This window comes from Mycolicibacterium gadium, assembly GCF_010728925.1.
GTDB classification, from domain to species: Bacteria; Actinomycetota; Actinomycetes; order Mycobacteriales; family Mycobacteriaceae; genus Mycobacterium; species Mycobacterium gadium.
In genome coordinates, this window is sequence record NZ_AP022608.1 from 5,793,571 (window position 1) to 5,812,576 (window position 19,006).

General features: G+C 65.7%; 9 protein-coding genes and 1 pseudogene. 4 read left to right on the forward strand and 6 right to left on the reverse strand.

Going from position 1 to position 19,006, the window contains the following annotated elements; translation table 11 throughout:
- Positions 1 to 116 precede the first annotated feature (116 nt).
- Entirely contained in the window at positions 117 to 617 is a 501-nt protein-coding gene (locus tag G6N36_RS28615) for an AfsR/SARP family transcriptional regulator (protein WP_163690159.1), read from the reverse strand.
- A gap of 106 nt (positions 618 to 723) precedes the next feature.
- Between G6N36_RS28615 and G6N36_RS28620 the strand changes: the two are divergent.
- Positions 724 to 1,988: pseudogene (locus G6N36_RS28620) on the forward strand (low temperature requirement protein A).
- On the opposite strand, the gene G6N36_RS28625 reads toward G6N36_RS28620, so the two are convergent.
- Positions 1,989 to 3,284, reverse strand: coding sequence for an MFS transporter (locus tag G6N36_RS28625; RefSeq protein WP_163690160.1), 1,296 nt, complete (start codon positions 3,282 to 3,284; stop codon positions 1,989 to 1,991).
- Between the two features lie 333 nt (positions 3,285 to 3,617).
- On the opposite strand from G6N36_RS28625, the gene G6N36_RS28630 reads away from it, so the two are divergent.
- A complete protein-coding gene (locus G6N36_RS28630; RefSeq protein ID WP_163690161.1) occupies positions 3,618 to 4,412 on the forward strand; it encodes a MerR family transcriptional regulator in 795 nt (264 codons plus the stop codon).
- Here the strand turns inward: G6N36_RS28630 and G6N36_RS28635 are convergent.
- From G6N36_RS28635 to G6N36_RS28650, 4 genes are read right to left on the reverse strand one after another with little or no spacing between them, the layout of a single operon-like run.
- Entirely contained in the window at positions 4,399 to 5,199 is an 801-nt protein-coding gene (locus G6N36_RS28635) for an ABC transporter permease (protein ID WP_163690162.1), read from the reverse strand. The genes G6N36_RS28630 and G6N36_RS28635 overlap by 14 nt on opposite strands.
- The gene (locus tag G6N36_RS28640; protein ID WP_179964887.1) at positions 5,199 to 6,068 is read right to left on the reverse strand and encodes an ABC transporter permease; all 870 of its coding nucleotides are present in this window, start codon (positions 6,066 to 6,068) and stop codon (positions 5,199 to 5,201) included. The genes G6N36_RS28635 and G6N36_RS28640 overlap by 1 nt, the downstream gene beginning before the upstream one ends.
- A 12-nt stretch (positions 6,069 to 6,080) precedes the next feature.
- Positions 6,081 to 7,271 (reverse strand): ABC transporter substrate-binding protein, encoded by a 1,191-nt coding sequence (locus tag G6N36_RS28645; RefSeq protein WP_163690163.1) that lies wholly within the window; start codon positions 7,269 to 7,271, stop codon positions 6,081 to 6,083.
- A gap of 3 nt (positions 7,272 to 7,274) precedes the next feature.
- Positions 7,275 to 8,360 (reverse strand): ABC transporter ATP-binding protein, encoded by a 1,086-nt coding sequence (locus tag G6N36_RS28650; RefSeq protein WP_163690164.1) that lies wholly within the window; start codon positions 8,358 to 8,360, stop codon positions 7,275 to 7,277.
- Between the two features lie 159 nt (positions 8,361 to 8,519).
- Between G6N36_RS28650 and G6N36_RS28655 the strand changes: the two genes are divergently transcribed.
- Together G6N36_RS28655 and G6N36_RS28660 are read left to right on the forward strand one after the other, a co-directional pair.
- The gene (locus G6N36_RS28655; protein WP_163690165.1) at positions 8,520 to 9,254 is read left to right on the forward strand and encodes a DUF1906 domain-containing protein; all 735 of its coding nucleotides are present in this window, start codon (positions 8,520 to 8,522) and stop codon (positions 9,252 to 9,254) included.
- A gap of 491 nt (positions 9,255 to 9,745) precedes the next feature.
- Positions 9,746 to 19,000 carry a type I polyketide synthase gene (locus G6N36_RS28660; RefSeq protein WP_163690166.1) on the forward strand — a complete coding sequence of 3,085 codons (9,255 nt, stop codon included), beginning with the start codon at positions 9,746 to 9,748 and terminating at the stop codon, positions 18,998 to 19,000.
- Positions 19,001 to 19,006: the final 6 nt, after the last annotated feature.

The following is a 19,006-nucleotide window of genomic DNA, read 5'->3' on the forward strand; positions in this document are numbered from 1 at the left end:
CCGTCAGTCTTCTGCATGCCGGTCGTGGTCCCACCGCTCCAGGCGTGCCTGCAGGCTGTAGAGGCCGACCGCGGCGAGCGGAATGCAGACCGAGATGCCCACCACCCAGAACGCGTTCATGATGTCCTCGGTTCGGCGGCGCACCGGTCGGCGATCAGCTGCAGCGCCGTCTTGCGCTTGAGGTGGTAGTGGTCGCGATCGCTGATGACCCACTGCTCGAACCACCGGTCGAGGAGGTCGCCCGCTCGAAGCAGCGGAAGCAAGTCGGCCATCAGCTGTGCGTCGGCATCGCCGTCGAGCAACTGCTCGGTGAGATCGACCGAGTGGTGGAAATCGACGTAGACGTCCTCAGAGAGCTGAAGGTATTGCGGATCCACCAGCAGCAGGGGCGCGGCGCCGACGGGCCGCAGGCGCCACAGCGCCGATCGCAGGCTCGCGACGGCTTTGGGGATATGGACGTTTGGCCAGAGCTTGGCGCACACCCAGAGGCGGTGCACAGGTTTGCGCTTCATCGCGACGAGCGCGACGAGCCGTTGAGAGGCCGGAGGCAGCGTGACGTGCCGATCTCCGTGGTACACCGCGAAGTCGCCGAGCAGGCTCACTGAGAACTGGTCCACGTTTCGATCGTGGATCCCGGTACCCGCCAGGGCGTGAGTAGTGCGCTACTCCATATCTCACCGATGTCGTGCGGTGCCCCGCCAACGGATGCGGTGAAATGTAGCCATGAGCGACGAGCAGCAACCGATCACGATCCAGCACCGGGTCCGACGGATGGCCGGTCGGGATCCCGATGAAATGCATCGGTCCGCTACGCCGCTCGAGCTGCTGTTCGACCTGACGTTCGTCATCGCGTTCGGCATCGCCGCCAACGAGTTCGCTCACATGCTGGCCGAGAACCACGTCGTCGCGGGTCTGCTGGGGTTCGTGCTCGCCACGTTCGCGGTGTGCTGGGCCTGGATCAACTTCAGCTGGTTCGCCTCTGCCTACGACACCGACGACTGGGTTTACCGGCTGATGACGATGCTGCAGATGGTCGGCGTCGTCATCACATGGCGCTCGGTTTCCCGCCGATGTTCGCCTCGATCGAACACGGTGAGTACGTCGACAGCCGGGTGATGGTGGCGGGCTACGTGATCATGCGAATCGCGTTGGTAGGGCAGTGGTTGCGAGCGGCCAAGCAGGACCCGGCACGGCGTTCGGCCTGCCTCACGTACGCGCTGTGGGTCACCGTGGCGCAGTTCGGCTGGATCGCCGGCGCGCTGGTGCACAAGTCGATCCCGGTGACGTTCGCCATGGTGGCGGTGCTGATCGGAGTGGAGACGCTGGGGCCGATCATCGCCGAATACCGCGCCGGGGGCACCCCATGGCACGCCCATCACATCGCCGAACGCTACGGCCTGCTGGCGATCATCGCGCTCGGCGAGGGTGTAGTCGGGACGGTGGCGTCGCTGTCGGCCGTGGTCAGTGCGCAGGGCTGGTCGTACGACGCCGCGTTCGTGGTGGTGGCCGGCATCGGGCTGACGTTCGGGATGTGGTGGTCGTACTTCGTGGTGCCACAGGCGGAGTTGTTGCGTGTGCACCGCGAGAGGTCGTTCTGGTTCGGCTACCTGCCGATCGTGATGTTCGGCGCGATCGTGGCGACGGGTGCCGGTTTGCATGTCGCCGCGTATTACATCGAGCATCACTCCAAGTTGAGTTCCGTTGAGACGGTCTTGGCCGTGGCGCTGCCGGTGGGGTTGTACGTCATTTCGATCTACACGCTCTATTTCGTGATCGTCCGGAAGATTGCGTTGTTCCACCTCGTGCTTCTGGTCATCACAGCGGCAGTGCTCGGGGTTGCGGTGTGGTTGGCGGCGGCGGGCTTCTCGATGGCGAACTGCCTTCTGGTCGTCACGCTGGCTCCCCTGGTAACGGTGATCGGCTATGAGGTTGCCGGCCATCGACATGCCGCCGCGGACATCGCCAAGGCGCTGAAAAACGACCGCTAGCTAGCGGGGTTTCGCGGCGTGCGGCTCGAACCCCTCGATCAGCATCCGTCCCGTAGCAAGCTGTGGGCCCACGTTCTCCGCCCGCATCACGGCGCGTGCCTTGCGGCGGGTGATGAGGATGCCCACCACCGCAAGCGCCCAGATGGCGTACTGAACCGTCCACGCCAACCGAAACGACTCGAACGAGATGTCGCCGACCGCGTCGAGGATGACGCCCATGAACTGCATGACCAACAGCGACGCGATGAAACCACCCATGTTGACCATGCCCGACGCGGTGCCGAGCGTAGCCCCCGGATTGAAGGTTCGGGCGAAGTCGAACCCGACCATCGATCCGGGGCCGCCTACCGAAATGACCACCACGAGCACCACCAGTAGCCACAGCGGCGCCCGGTCGGGCAGCGCCAACACCACGGACCAGACGATGGCGTTGCTGGCGATGATGCACAGCACCAGCCGCGACCTGCGGTTCGGATGACGTCCGGTGAAGATGCCGACCAGAATGCCGGAGGAGATCGCGGCAACCACCGACAGAGTCAGCAGGGTGCCTGCGATGGTTGCCGAAAGACCCTGAGCCACAGTCAGATACGGCACACCCCACATCAGTGCAAACACCGTCACCGAGAACTGCGTGCCCATATGTGTGAAGAAGCCCAACCGGGTCCCCGGTCGCAGCCACACCGTTTTCACGCTGACCAGCGTTTCGCGCAGCGACGTGGCTTCGGCTTCCACCATGCGGCCCCCGGGAGTGTCCTGGACCAGCAGCATGGTGAGCACGATCGACAGCACTCCCAGTGCGGCCACCGAGACGTAGGCGGTGGTCCAGCCCGAGCCGGCGAGCAGGGCGAAGAACGGGATGGCGGACAGCACCTGGCCGAGCTGGCCGCAGATCCCGGTCAGCTGCGTGACAAGCGGCACCTGCCGGGGGCTGAACCAATGCGGAACCAGGCGCAGTACCGAGATGAAGGTGAACGCGTCACCCAGTCCCACAACCGCACGCGCACCGATGGCGACCGGCAGGGATTCGGTGAACGCCAACGCCAGTTGGCCCGACGCCATCAGGGTGGCACCCGCAACGATCAGCGTTTTGGAACCGAACCGATCGAGCAGTAGCCCGGCCGGAACCTGCGCGCCCGCGTAAACGACGACCTGCAGCACCACAAACGCTGACAAGAGGGTGGGGCTTGCTGTGAATCGGTCGGCCGCGTCAAGGCCGGAAACCCCGAGCGTGGTGCGGTCGAGAACGGCGACGATATAGGCGAAGAGTCCGGTGGTCCACACGATCCAGGGACGCACGCCGAAACCTCACTACCGCCGATTTGTCTTAATGTCTGCCAAATTCATCCTCCCGCAACGACAGCTCAGGAAGCCAATCGGTCAGCGGTGAAATCACTCACCCGATCGGCCAACCTCGCCTGACAAAGTTGGCTACGGATGTGTATTCAAATATGTCTGAAAATTACCACAGCGGTAAATATGCAGATAACAGCCCGCTATGGCATTAGCTGGATGCTCGTTTCATTGTTAGCTAACCATTCGCTAAATCTGCATGGGCGCGCTAGAGTGGAGTGATGAACCGTCGCGGTCCACGGCTACTCCGCGCCCCGATGTCGATCGGGGCGCGTTTCGTTGGCTGAGTACCGTCTCGAAGAACTCGCGCGGATATCCGGCGTCAGTGCCCGCAATATCCGCGCCTACCGCGAACGCGGACTGCTCGACGCGCCCCGGCGCGTCGGCCGTTCGGCGTTCTACGACGACTACCACCTGTCGCAGTTGCGCACCATCAACCAGCTGCTTCGCCGCGGCTTCAACTCCGCCCACATCGCCGAGTTCTTTGCGAGCATGCGCCAAGGCGCCGATCTGGCCGACATCCTGGGTATCCAGCGCGCCCTGTTAGGGCCCACGCCGAACGACGTATCCCCATCCGACGCGGACGATGAGCGGACTTCAGACGGTGAGCCGATCCCGGGGCCCCGTGCCGTCCGCATCGATCCCGACAGTGAGGCGGCGCGAAAGTTGATCGAACTCGGCTTCGCCGAGGCGCGCGCCGACAGCGTCGTCGTCATCGACCCGTCGATCGCCGAGATCCTGGGCCGCACTTCCGATCAGCTGCTCTACGTCCGCGCGCTGCTGCGAATCTACGAGTCGTCCCGGGACGCGGCCGATGGACTGGTCAGCGGCTTCGTCCGGACGCTTGGTGATTCCGTCGAGGCGAAGTTCGGGAAGGACCATCGGCCCAAGCCGCTCGAGCTCGACGAAATGGGGCAGATGGCCAGGGACTACCGCGAGCTATGGGGCCACGTCTTGTCGATTCGCATGGAGGAGTCGCTGCGGCGGCAATTGGAGACGGCCGCGACTGGCCACCCAGCCGGCGGCTTACTGAGTGAGCTGCTGCGCCGGTGTGCCGGCACTACACCCGGCTGACGGCGGGATCTCCGCCGAAGCGCTGCGCCAGCCACACCGGAATTATTGCGACAATGGTCAGTGCGGCGGCAACGACATTGATCACGGGTGCCTGGTTGGGGCGGAACAGGTTTCCGAAAATCCAGATCGGGAGTGTCTGGACGGTCGGGCCTGCCGTGAACGTCGTGACGACGATCTCGTCGAAGGACAGGGCGAACGCCAGCACCGCACCCGCGACCACCGAACCCCGCATCATCGGGAAGGTCACGTAACGGAAGGTCTGCCACGGCGACGCGCCGAGGTCGGCCGAGGCGTCTTCCAGGCTCCTTCCCATCCGCCGCAGCCGCGCCTGAGTGTTGTTGAAGACGATCACGATGCAGAACGTCGCGTGCCCGATGATGACGGTGGCCATGCCCAGAGAGATGCCGAGTGCGGATGTGAAGGTCGCATTCAATGCAATACCGGTGACGATCCCCGGCAGCGTGATCGGTAGTACCACAAGCAGACTCACCACATGCTTGCCGAAGAAGTCGTAACGCTGCACTGCAACCGCTGCCATCGTGCCCAGCACCAGCGCGATGACCGTTGCGCCGAGACCGACGACAGCCGAGTTCACGAGTGACTGCCACATGCCGTGGCTGTTCCAGGCGTCCGACCACCAGTGCAGCGTGAATCCCGTCGGGGGAAAAGCGAATGTGCGGGAGGTGTTGAACGCATTGATCACCACAAGGAGCAGTGGTGCATAGAGGAACAGCAACACGACCAGCGTCCAACCCCGGACGAGGCGGCGGGCGGTGTTCGACAGCATCAGATGTTCTCCAGTGCGCCCGTGCGCCGCATCGCCAACAGGTAGGCCACGATCGCCAGCAGCGGGATGATCGACAACGCGGCGGCGAGTGGTTGGTTGTTGGCGGTGACGAGTTGGCCGTAGATGATATTGCCCAGCAATTGAGTCTTGCCACCGACGATCGTCACCGCGATGTAGTCACCGAGCGACAGCGAAAAGGTGAAGATCGATCCCGCAGCGATACCTGGAAACACCAACGGCGCCAGCACCATTCGGAGGGTGGACATGTCGGAGGCGCCGAGGTCGGCGCTCGCGTCGAGCAGCGAGTCCGGGACCCGGGAGAACGCCACGAACACCGGGAGGACCATGTAGGGCAGCCAAAGGTAGGTCAGCGTCACGATGGTGGCAGCCAGGCCGTACCCGGGTGTGTATTCGGTCGCCCAGACCAGTGGACCTTCGGGGGAAAGAAGCATGCGCCACGCGTACGCCTTGACCAGATAGCTGGCCCACAGCGGGGTGGTCACCGCGACCACCAGCGCAAGCCGTACCCGTGGTGACGCGACCTTGGCCATGTAGAAAGCCAGCGGCACGGCGAGCACGGCGCAGATCACGGTGACGGTCAGCGCCACCGATAGGGTGCGCACCGCGGCTGTACGGAAAAGCTCGTCGGTCGCCACCCGCGCGATGTTGTCGAAGGTGAACGAGTGCACCACCGCGCCGGTGAAGGCATCCGTGCTCCAGAAGGACGAAACTAGAAGCACGGCAAGGGATCCGAGATATGCGATCACCAGCCAGGCCAAGGGTGGCGCGAGCAGGAAGCCGAGGCTGATACGCCGTCGGTGAGACGGCCGCAGCGGCGCAACTTGTCTGTTCTTCGCGCGAGCGCTCATCACCGCGCAACATCACCCCTTGATCTGCTGCCACTTGTCGACCCACTCGTTGTAGGCCGTGCAGTTTTCCCCGCTGCCGTCCACGCAGTTCTTCTGCGGTGTGGTCCAGTAATGGATCTTGGCGGCGAAGTCCTCATCGGTGGCGTGGTAGATGTCGCAGAAGTCCGGTTCGACGGTGTACTGGCACGCTTCGGTGTTGGCCGGTGCCTCACCGAAGAACTCGGCGACTTGGGCATTGATCTCCGGGGAGGAGATCCAATTCATCCACTTGTACATGCAGTTGGGATGCGCGGCCTTCGACGAGATCATCCAGGTGTCCGACCACCCCGTTGAACCCTCTTTGGGCAGAACGGTGTTGACCTGCACCCTGTTCTCCGAGCCGATCGTGTTCGCGATGACCTGCCATGTCGTACCGATGACCGAGGTGCCGGATTCGAACGCCTGCACCTCCTTGGTGTAGTCCGACCAGTACTCGCCGATGTTCTCCCGCTGCTTCTTGAGCAATTCGGTTGCCGCGTCGAGCTGTTCGGGCGTCAGCGAGTACGGATCCTTGATACCGAGTTCAGGCTTCGATTTGGACAGGTACAGCGCCGCGTCGGCAATGTAGATGGGGGAGTCGTACGCGGTGACCCTGCCCTTGTACTTGTCCGCGTCGTCGAATACCGCCGCCCATGAGTTCGGAGCATCACGAACGACCTCGATGTTGTACATCAGCAGATTGGCGCCCCAGCCGTGCGGGATCCCATACATCTTGCCGTCCACCGAATTCCACGGTTTGTCTTTAAGAAACGACGAAATGGAGGCGTAGTTCGGTACGAGATCGGTGTTCATCGGGGCGACATCGCCGGCGTAGATCAACCGCAACGTCGCGTCGCCGGACGCGGACACGCCGTCGTACTGGCCGCTGCGCATCAGCTGCACCATCTCGTCGGAGGTGTTGCCGACCTTCACGTTGACCTGACAACCGGTCTGTCGCTCAAACGGCGTCACCCAGTCGGCGCTGCTGTCGTTCGAACCGTCCTCGGCGTAGCCCGCCCATGCGATCAGGTTGAGTTCGCCCTCGCCGTCGCCGACCGCCCCAATCGGCTCCAGCTGCGGCGGCGGTGCGTCTCTGCCAGGTTGGTCGGAGCACCCGGTGATGCCGGCCAGCACGAGGGCGGTGCACGCGGCGAGCACAAGACTGAGTCGTCTCCTGGACGGCATTCGCTACTCCTCGTTCATCAGGGCGTGTACAGCTTTTTCTGGCCAGGCCAAGGTGATTGGACTGCCGTGGTGTAGGTCGGGCGGAAGCCAAGTGCTGGCAGTGAGGACCGTGGCGGTGAGGTCGACGCCGACCTGCGTGTGCGCGGTGATCCTGGTGGTGGGACCGGCGTAGATCAGCTCGGACACCGTGGCCGCGACCGTGCGCACGCCGGGCACCGAGTCGGTGTCGGCCGCGAAGACGCCGATACGCTCAGGCCGTACCACGAACGTTCCGCAACGTCCGACGAGTGCTTCAGCGACGGCGCCGACGAGCACGTTCGAGCTGCCGACGAAATCGGCCACGAATCTGTTGACCGGGTTCTCGTAGACCTCGCGCGACGGACCGACCTGCTCGATGCGCCCGTGATTGAACACCGCGAGCCGATCGCAGAGGCTCAGCGCCTCGTCCTGGTCGTGAGTGACGATGACGAACGTGATGCCGACTTCGCGCTGGATTTCCTTGAGTTCGATCTGCATCTGCTCGCGCAGCTTGAGGTCCAGCGCCCCGAGCGGCTCGTCGAGCAGCAGCACCCGTGGCCGTCCGACCAGTGCGCGTGCGAGCGCCACGCGCTGACGTTGCCCGCCCGACAACTGCTGCGGGCGTCGGGACGCATGCTCGGTGAGCCGGACCAAGTCGAGTTCGTCGCTAGTACGACGTCTGCGCTCGGCCTTGGGGACCCCGCGCACCTTCAGGCCGTACTCGACGTTCTGCGCGACGGTCATGTGCGGGAACAGTGCGTACTCCTGGAACACGGTGTTGACGTCGCGGTGTCGCGCGCCCACGGCGGTGACGTCGGCGCCGCCAAGCCTGATCGTCCCGGACGTGGGCTGCTCGAATCCCGCGATCATGCGCAGGACGGTGGTCTTTCCGGATCCGGAGGGGCCGAGGATCGCGAACAGCTCGCCGTCCGCGACTGTGAGGTCGGCGTTCTCGACAGCCACGACGCCGCCGCCGAACTCCTTCCGGACGCCGATCAGCTCTACCTGCGGGTCTCGCACGCCCCCGGGGACGTTCACAGCAGATCCAGCGCTGATCGTGTCCGAGGGCATGGTCAATCGTAGGAATCGGAATGTTCGCGCCGCAGTTCATCGCCGATTTCACACCTGCTCGTGTTCGCTCGGCTACCTTGCCGTGACAGTAAATCTTGATGCAGGTGTGACCAGTGGCGCTGTCGTGAAAAGTGATGTTGCTGTCGTACTCTGTGGCACGTGTCAATTTCCCGGCGCGACGTGCTGAAAGGTGCCGCCGTGTTGCCCGCCGCGCTTGCCGCCGGCGCAGGCCTGCAGACGCTGGTGTCCGCGGCTGCTCCCGTCACGGCTTCGGCAGCGCCGTTGGGCGTCCTGCTCGACTATGCAGCCGGGGTGATCAGCGCCAGAGACATCCGGGCGTCGGGCGCGTTGGGCGCCATTCGGTACGTCTCCGACCGCAGGCCGGGGGGTGCCTGGATGCTGGGTAAGCCGATCCAGATCGCCGAAGCGCGTGACCTCTATCAAAATGGTCTGAAGATCGTGTCCTGCTACCAGTACGGCAAGCAGGACACTGCCGACTGGCTCGGCGGGCAGAACGCCGGTGTCGCGCACGCCAAGCGGGGATGGGAGTTGCACGTCGCCGCCGGTGGTTCCTACGGATCGCCGATCTACACGTCGATCGACGACGATCCGTCGTACGAGCAGTACAAGCAGCAGGTCGCGCCGTATCTGCGGGGCTGGGAGGCAGTGCTGGGGCATCAGCGCACCGGCGTCTACGCCAACTCGAAGACCATCGAGTGGGCCGCCCAGGATGGGCTTGGCGCGTGGTACTGGCAGCACAACTGGGGATCGCCCGGCAAGATCGCCCATCCGGCGGCCCATCTGCACCAGGTGGAGATCGACAAGCGCTCCGTCGGAGGCGTTGGGGTCGACATCAACCACATACTCAAGCCGCAATACGGACAGTGGGATTAAACCTTACCGGTCAGTAAGTAGAGTCAGCAAACTTTCTGTGGTGGCCGGGCTCGCTGACAAGACAAATCATGTCCAGTTGTCGACTCTGCGCGCCGCAATGCCGCAGGTGGACACCGCCAAAAAATTTAGATAACGATTCGATAACAATACCGCCTTGATCAGCGCTGTTGCGCCTACTCGACCGTAACCACCCGCCAACAGGACGTTTGTCCCGGATAGCTGAGGCCGGTTCGAAGGCGCGCGTTATCTCATAACCGGTTACCCGTGCGTAGAACTCGCTAGTAACCATTTCGGGCGCGAAAATGGTGTCGTCTCTTATGACACTCTTAGTACGGCTGGGATGTCCGCTGGACCGGATGAACAAGTCGGGATTCGACGCCGAATCGCATGGTCCCCGCAGGGGAGCGCGGACCAGACAGCTTCTAGCGACGCCACAGCCACCACAGACGACGAGCGATAAGCGCAGATAGCACCGAGGGAGAAATCAAGACGTGACGATCAACGAGCAGCACCGGGTGCCAGCAGAGTCAACCACGGAGCGCCCGGGAGCCCGCCCCTCCGCGCATGCGCTCGTCGATCGGTTGAACGCCGGTGAGCCCTACGCCGTCGCGTTCGGTGGGCAGGGCGCCGCGTGGCTGGAGAACCTCGAAGAGCTGGTCAGCTCGGCTGGCATCGAGTCCGAGCTCAGTGAAGTGGTTGGCGAGGCCGAGCTGCTGCTGCAGCCCGTCGCTCGCGAGCTGGTGGTCGTGCGGCCGATCGGCTTCGAGCCGATGCAGTGGGTGCGGGCCCTGGCCGCCGAGGAGTCGCTGCCCGCCACCAAACAACTTGTCACCGCGGCGATCTCGGGCCCCGGCATCCTGCTCGCTCAAATGGCCGCCATCCGCGCGCTCACCAGGCAGGGCCTGGATCTGTACAACACCCCGCCGGTCGCGATGGCGGGCCACTCCCAGGGCATCATGGCCTGCGAATCGCTGCGGGCCAAAGGCACCAAGGACGCCGAGCTCCTGGCGCTGCTGCAACTGATCGGCGCCGCCGGTTCGTTGATGTCCCGACGACGGGGCATGGTCGGTCGCGGCAACAAGACGCCGATGGTGTCGGTGACCAACGTCGACCCCGAACGCATGCGCGAGCTGCTCGAGGAATTCAGTACGGATGTCCGCACCGTGCTTCCGCCGGTGCTGTCGATTCGCAACGGCAGGCGCTCCGTGGTCATCACCGGGACGCCGGAGCAACTGGGCCGATTCGAGCTCTACTGCAGCAAGATCACGGAACGGGAAGAAGCCGAGCGCAAGAACAAGCTCCGCGGCGGAGCGGTGTTCGCACCCGAATTCCACGGAGTGCAGGTCGAGGTCGGCTTCCATACCCCGCGGCTGGCCGACGGCGTCGCGGTCGTCGAGGGCTGGGCCGCCAGGTGCGGCATCGACGCCGCGATGGCGCATGAGATGACCGAGGCGATCTTCGTCCGTCCCATCGACTGGGTGGCCGAGATCGAGCGGCTGCACGAGTCGGGTGCCAAATGGATCGTCGACCTGGGCCCGGCCGATACCGTGACTCGCCTCACCGCTCCCGTCATCCGGGGTCTGGGCGTCGGAATCGTGCCCGCGGCCACCCGCGCCGGTCAGCGCAACCTGTTCACCGTCGGCGCCGAGCCCGAGGTGCTGCCCCCGTGGTCCAGCTTCGCGCCGACCACGGTCAAGCTGCCCGACGGCTCCGTGAAGCTGTCCACCAAGTTCACCCGCCTGACCGGACGCTCGCCGATCCTGCTGGCGGGTATGACGCCCACGACCGTCGACGCCAAGATCGTCGCCGCGGCCGCCAACGCCGGCCACTGGGCCGAGCTGGCCGGTGGCGGTCAGGTCACCGAGGAGATCTTCTCCGACCGCATCGCCGAGCTCACCAACCTGCTCGAGCCGGGCCGCGCGGTGCAGTTCAACACGCTGTTCCTGGATCCCTATCTGTGGAAGCTTCAGGTCGGCGGCAAGCGGTTGGTGCAGAAGGCTCGCCAGTCCGGTGCTCCCATCGACGGCGTTGTGGTCAGCGCGGGCATTCCCGATCTCGAGGAAGCCGTCGAGCTGATCGACGAGCTGAACACCGTGGGCCTCAGCCACGTCGTGTTCAAACCGGGCACGGTCGGCCAGATCAAGTCGGTCATCAACATCGCCGCCGAGGTCCCCGGCAAGGACGTCATCGTCCACATCGAGGGCGGACGCGCAGGTGGTCATCACTCGTGGGAGGACCTCGACGACCTGCTGCTGGCGACCTACGCGGATCTGCGCAAGCTGTCCAACATCACCATCTGTGTCGGCGGCGGCATCGGTACGCCCGAACGGGCGGCCGAGTACCTGTCGGGCGCATGGGCCAAGGCCTACGGCTTCCCCGAAATGCCGGTCGACGGAATTCTCGTCGGCACCGCGGCCATGGCGACCCTGGAGGCCACCACCTCGCCGGCCGTCAAGCAGATGCTGGTCGAGACGACCGGCACCGATCACTGGATCAGCGCCGGAAAAGCCAACGGCGGCATGGCTTCCAGCCGTAGCCAGCTGGGCGCCGACATTCACGAGATCGACAATGCCGCGTCTCGATGTGGCAGGTTGCTCGACGAGGTCGCCGGCGACGCGGATGCCGTGGCGGCCCGTCGTGACGAGCTTATCGCGGCGATGGCCAACACGGCCAAGCCCTACTTCGGCGACGTCAGCGGCATGACCTACCTGCAGTGGCTGAACCGTTACGTCGAGCTGGCGATCGGCGACGGCGACAGCACCGCCGACACCGCAACGCCGGGCAGCCCGTGGATCGCCGACACATGGCGGGACCGGTTCGCCGACATGCTCAAGCGAACCGAGGCGCGACTTCATCCGCAGGACTCCGGCCCGATCGAGACGCTCTTCGCGGACACTGCCGAAGGCCAAGCGCTGCTTGAGGATCCGCCGACCGCGATCGATCAGCTGCTGCAGCGCTACCCGGATGCGGGGACCCTGAAGCTGCACCCCGCCGACGTGCCGTTCTTCATCACGCTGTGCAAGACGCCGGGCAAGCCCGTCAACTTCGTGCCGGTCATCGACAAGGACGTACGCCGCTGGTGGCGCAGCGACTCGTTGTGGCAGGCCCACGACGCGCGCTACACCGCCGACGAGGTGTGCATCATCCCCGGCACGCAGGCGGTCGCCGGGATCACGCGGGTCGACGAGCCGGTCGGCGAACTGCTGGACCGCTTCGAGCAGGCGTCGATCGACGCGCTGGTCGCCTCGGGCGCCGAGCCGACGCCGGTGGTGTCTCGCCGCCAGGCCCGTGAGGACGTCACCGGTGCCCTCGCGGTCGTACTCGATTCGCCCGACGTGCTGTGGGCAGGCCGTACCGCTATCAATCCGGTACACCGCATCGGCGCGCCGGATGAGTGGCAGGCCAACGAAAACCGCAGTGCCACACACCCGTCCACCGGCGCACGGCTCGAACTGAACGCCGACGGTGTAGTCACCCTGAGCGTCCCGCTGAGCGACATCTGGATCGACATCCGCTTCACTCTGCCGTCCTGCACCGTCAACGGCGGCATGCCGGTCGTGACTGTCGAGGACGCCTCGAAGGCGATGCGTTCGGTCCTTGCGATCGCCGCCGGTGTCGACGGCCCCGACGCGCTGCCGCCGGTGCACGACAACACTGCGTCGGTCTCCGTCGAATGGGATCCGGAGGAGGTCGCCGACCACACCGGCGTCACCGCGACCTTCGGGGCGCCGTTGGCGCCCGGTCTCACGCTGGTGCCGGACGCACTCGTCGGCCATTGCTGGCCCGCGGTTTTCGCGGCCATCGGGGCCGCGGTCACCGACGACGGAATCCCCGTAATCGAGGGCCTGCTGAGTTTGGTGCACCTGGACCATGCCGCCCACCTGCTCGCTCCGATGCCCAAGACGGCTGCCCAATTGACGGTCACCGCAACAAGTTCGGCCGCCTTCGACACCGAGTACGGACGCGTTGTCCCAGTGACAGTCGACGTCACCGACGCCGACGGCACCACCCTGGCGAAACTCGAAGAGCGGTTTGCGATCCGCGGTCGCACGGGCGCCGTCGAACTCAGCGACCCGCCGCGCGCCGGCGGTGCGATCACCGACAACGCGACCGAGACTCCGCGTCGCCGCCGTCGTGACGTCACCGTCGCCGCGCCGACCGACATGCGTGCCTTCGCGGTGGTGTCCGGTGATCACAACCCGATCCACACCGACAGGGCGGCCGCGCTGCTGGCCGGCCTGAAATCGCCCATCGTGCACGGCATGTGGCTGTCGGCCGCCGCGCAGCACGTGGTGACCGCCACCGACGGCAAGGCCGCCCCGCCGGCCCGTGTGGTCGGCTGGACGTCGCGATTCCTCGGCATGGTGCTGCCCGGCGACGACATCGACTTCCGCGTCGACCGTGTCGGAATCGATCGTGGCGCAGAGATCGTCGAGGTCGCCGCGCGCGTCAACAACGAGCTTGTGATGTCGGCCACGGCGCAACTGGCCGCCCCGAAGACGGTCTATGCGTTCCCCGGCCAGGGCATCCAGCACAAAGGCATGGGCATGGAGGTTCGCTCCAGGTCCAAAGCCGCGCGCAAGGTGTGGGACACCGCCGACAAGTTCACCCGCGAGACCCTGGGCTTCTCGGTGCTGCACGTGGTGCGGGACAACCCGACCAGCCTGATCGCCAGCGGTGTGCACTACCACCATCCCGACGGCGTGCTGTTCCTTACGCAGTTCACCCAGGTCGCGATGGCGACTGTGGCGGCCGCCCAGGTCGCCGAGATGCGGGAACAGGGCGCGTTCGTCGAGGGGGCGCTGGCTTGCGGCCACTCCGTCGGCGAGTACACCGCCCTGGCCTGTGTCAGCGGTGTCTACGAACTGGACGCACTGCTGGAGGTGGTGTTTCACCGCGGCAGCAAGATGCACGACATTGTTCCGCGCGACCACCTCGGCCGGTCCAACTACCGGCTGGCTGCCATCCGGCCGTCGCAGATCGATCTCGACGACGACGACGTCCCCGGCTTCATCGATGAGATCTCCGAGCGCACCGGTGAATTCCTGCAGATCGTGAACTTCAACCTGCGTGGCTCGCAGTACGCCATCGCCGGTACGGTCCGCGGCCTGGAGGTGCTGGAGGAGGAAGTCGAGAAGCGTCGCGAGATCAGCGGCGGCAAGCGGTCATTCATTCTGGTGCCCGGAATCGACGTGCCGTTCCACTCCTCGGTGCTGCGGGTCGGCGTCGCCGACTTCCGTCGCTCGCTCGAGCGCGTGATGCCGCGCGGCGCGGATCCCGACCTGATCGTCGGCAAATACATCCCGAACCTGGTGCCGCGGCCGTTCACACTCGACAAGGATTTCATTCAGGAGATCCGCGATCTGGTGCCCGCCGAGCCGCTCGACGAGATCTTGGCCGACTACGACACCTGGCGGAACGAGAAGCCGAGCGAGCTGATGCGCAAGGTCGTGATCGAGCTGCTGGCATGGCAATTCGCCAGCCCGGTGCGCTGGATCGAGACGCAGGACCTGCTCTTCATCGAGGAGGCCGCGGGCGGTCTGGGCATCGAGCGGTTCGTGGAGATCGGTGTGAAATCCGCGCCGACCGTCGCGGGGCTGGCGACCAACACGCTCAAGCTCCCGGAGTACTCACACAACACGACCGAGGTGCTGAACTCGGAGCGCGACGCCGCGGTGCTGTTCGCCACGGACACCGACCCCGAGCCGGATCTCGATGCGGACGACGGTGCCGACGCGGCGCCCGCGCCCGCGGAGTCCGCGCCGCCGGTCGAGGCCGCGCCCGCCCCTGCCGCGGCTCCAGCGGCACCCTCGGGTGGCCCGCGCCCGGAGGATCTGGTCTACGACGCGGCCGACGCCACGACGGCGTTGATCGCGCTGTCGGCGAAGATGCGCATCGATCAGATCGAGCCGCTGGACTCCATCGAGTCGATCACCGACGGTGCGTCATCGCGGCGCAACCAGCTGCTCGTCGACCTCGGCTCGGAGCTGAATCTGGGTGCCATCGACGGCGCCGCAGACGCCGACCTCGCTGGGCTGAAGGGTCAGGTCACCAAGCTGGCCCGTACGTACAAGCCTTATGGCCCAGTGCTTTCCGACGCCATCAACGACCAGCTTCGTACGGTCCTCGGGCCGTCGGGCAAGCGGCCGGCATACATCGCCGAGCGGGTCAAGAAGACCTGGGAACTTGGTGACGGCTGGGTCAAGCACGTCACGGTCGAGGTGGCGCTGGGCACCCGCGAGGGTTCCAGCGTGCGCGGTGGTGAATTGGGTGGGTTGCACGCAGGCGCGCTTGCGGACGCGGCTTCCGTCGACAAAGTCATCGACGCCGCGGTGTCGGCGGTGGGTGCACGGCACGGTGTCGCCGTCACGCTGCCCGCTGCCGCAGGTGGCGGTGGCGGTGTCGTGGACTCGGCGGCACTCGGAGAGTTTGCCCAGCAGGTGACCGGACCCAACGGTGTACTCGCTTCGGCGGCCCGCCTGATCCTGGGTCAGCTCGGCCTGGACACCCCGGTCAGCGCGCCGGACGCGACGGATGCGGAGCTCATCGATCTGGTAACTGCCGAATTGGGTTCGGACTGGCCACGTTTGGTCGCCCCGACGTTCGACAGCCGCAAGGCAGTGGTGTTCGACGACCGCTGGGCCAGCGCACGTGAGGATCTGGCCAGGTTCTGGTTGCTGGACGAGGGCGAGATCGACGCCGACTGGCAGCGTCTTTCCGAGCGGTTCGAAGGCGCCGGCCACATCGTCGGCACCCAGGCCACCTGGTGGCAGGGCAAGGCGCTGGCGGCGGGCCGCAACATTCACGCGTCGCTGTACGGCCGCGCGGCCGCAGGCGCGGAGAACCCGGGCAAGGGGAGCTACACCGACGAGATCGCGGTGGTGACCGGCGCATCGAAGGGCTCCATCGCGGCATCCGTGGTGGCCCAACTCCTCGACGGCGGGGCGACGGTCATCGCGACCACGTCCAAGCTCGACGACACCCGGCTGGCGTTCTACCGCGATCTGTACCGGAACAACGCCAGGTTCGAAGCCAAGTTGTGGGTCGTGCCCGCCAACATGGCGTCCTACAGCGATATCGACGCGCTCGTCGAGTGGGTCGGTACGGAACAGAGCGAAAGTCTTGGGCCGAAGTCCATTCACCTCAAGGATGCTTTGACACCAACGCTTCTGTTCCCGTTCGCAGCGCCGCGAGTGGCGGGCGACCTGTCGGATGCGGGATCGCGCGCCGAGATGGAGATGAAGGTCTTGCTGTGGGCCGTTCAGCGGCTGATCGGCGGGCTGTCGCACGTCGGCGCGGAACGTGACATCGCGGCGCGGATGCACGTGGTGCTGCCGGGCTCGCCCAACCGCGGGATGTTCGGCGGTGACGGTGCCTACGGCGAATCCAAGTCCGCGCTCGATGCGTTGGTGACCCGGTGGAAGGCCGAATCATCGTGGGCACAGCGGGTTTCGCTGGCGCACGCGTTGATCGGCTGGACCAAGGGCACCGGACTGATGGGTCACAACGACGCCATCGTCGACGCCGTGGAAGAAGCCGGAGTGACGACCTATACCACCGACGAGATGGCGAAGATGTTGCTCGACCTGTGCGACATCGAGTCGAAGGTGGCCGCTGCGCGCGAGCCGCTGCAGGCCGACCTGACCGGCGGATTGGCCGAGGTCGAACTGGACCTGGCCGAGTTGGCCGCCAACGCGCGCGACGAGCAGGCGACCGGCGGAGCCGAGAGCGACGACGCCGACGGCCACGATGCCGGCACGATCCGCGCGCTGCCGTCCCCGCCGCGTGGCTACCGGGCCGCGCCGCCGCCGGAATGGGACGACCTCGACGTCGACCCCGCCGATCTGGTGGTGATAGTCGGCGGCGCCGAGCTCGGACCCTACGGCTCGTCTCGCACCCGCCTCGAGATGGAGGTCGACAACGAGCTGTCGGCCGCCGGCGTGCTGGAGCTCGCGTGGACCACCGGCCTGGTCAAGTGGGAGGACGATCCCACCCCGGGTTGGTATGACGTCCAGACCGGCGAGTTGGTCGACGAGGGCGAGCTGGTGGAGCGTTATCACGACGCGGTCATCGAGCGGGTCGGCATCCGCGAGTTCGTCGACGACGGCGCGATCGATCCGGATCACGCTTCACCGATCATGGTTTCGGTCTTCCTCGACAAGGACTTCACGTTCATCGTGTCGTCGGAGGCCGAGGCTCGGCCGTTCGTGGAATTCGATCCGGAGCACACGGTCATCGCTCCGGTGCCGGACAGCAGTGACTGGCAGGTGACCCGCAAGGCGGGCACCGAGATTCGGGTGCCGCGCAAGACAAAGCTGTCCCGTACGGTCGGCGCGCAGATCCCGACGGGCTTTGATCCGATGGTCTACGGCGTCCCCGCGGACATGGTGTCGTCGATCGACCGGCTGGCGCTGTGGAACCTCGTCACCACCGTCGATGCCTTCCTGTCCGCGGGATTCACCCCGACCGAGCTGATGCGCTGGGTCCACCCCAGCCTGGTGGCCAGCACGCAGGGCACCGGCATGGGTGGCATGACGTCGATGCAGACCATGTACCACGGCAACTTGCTCGGCCGGAACAAGCCGAACGACATTTTGCAGGAGGTTCTGCCGAATGTCATTGCCGGACATGTGGTTCAGTCCTACATCGGCAGCTACGGCTCGATGATCCACCCGGTGGGCGCGTGCGCCACCGCGGCGATCTCAGTCGAAGAAGGTGTGGACAAGATCCGCCTCGGTAAGGCCGAGTTCGTGGTTGCCGGCGGTTACGACGACCTGACGCTGGAGGCCATCATCGGATTCGGTGACATGTCGGCCACTGCCGACACCGAGGTGATGCGGGCCAAGGGCATCAGCGACTCGAAGTTCTCGCGCGCCAACGACCGTCGTCGGCTCGGGTTCGTCGAGGGACAGGGCGGCGGGACGATCCTGCTCGCCCGCGGTGACCTCGCGCTGAAGATGGGTCTGCCGGTGTTGTCCGTTGTGGCCTACGTGTCGTCCTTCGGTGACGGGGTGCACACGTCGATCCCCGCGCCTGGGCTCGGTGCGCTGGCAGCCGGTCGTGGCGGCAAGGGATCGCAGTTGGCACGTTCGCTGGCGAAGCTGGGTGTAGGTGCCGACGACATCGCAGTGGTGTCCAAGCACGACACCTCGACGCTGGCCAACGACCCGAACGAGACCGAGTTGCACGAGCGTCTCGCGGATTCGATGGGCCGGTCGCCCGGCGCGCCACTCTTCGTGGTGTCACAGAAGAGCCTGACCGGCCACTCCAAGGGTGGTGCCGCGGCATTCCAGATGATGGGGCTGTGCCAGATCCTGCGCGACGGCGTCATCCCTCCGAACCGCAGCCTGGACTGCGTCGACGACGAAGTCGCCGGAGCTGGACACCTCGTCTGGCTGCGCGACAGCCTCAAGTTCGGCGACAAGTTCCCGTTGAAGGCCGGTCTGATCACCAGCCTCGGCTTCGGTCACGTGTCCGGACTGGTGGCGCTGGTGCATCCGCAGGCGTTCATCGCGGCGCTGAGTCCCGATGAGCGTGAAGATTACAAGCGCAGGGCTGACGCCCGTGTGCTGGCCGGACAGCTGCGGCTGGCGTCGGCGATCGCGGGTGGGCGGCCGCTGTACGAGAAGCCGGCCGACCGGCGATTCGGCGGAGACGCCGCGGAGAAGCGGCAGGAAGCAGCAATGCTGCTGGACGAGTCTTCGCGCCTCGGTGAGGACGATGTGTACCTGCTCTCAGGGCAGTGAGATAGG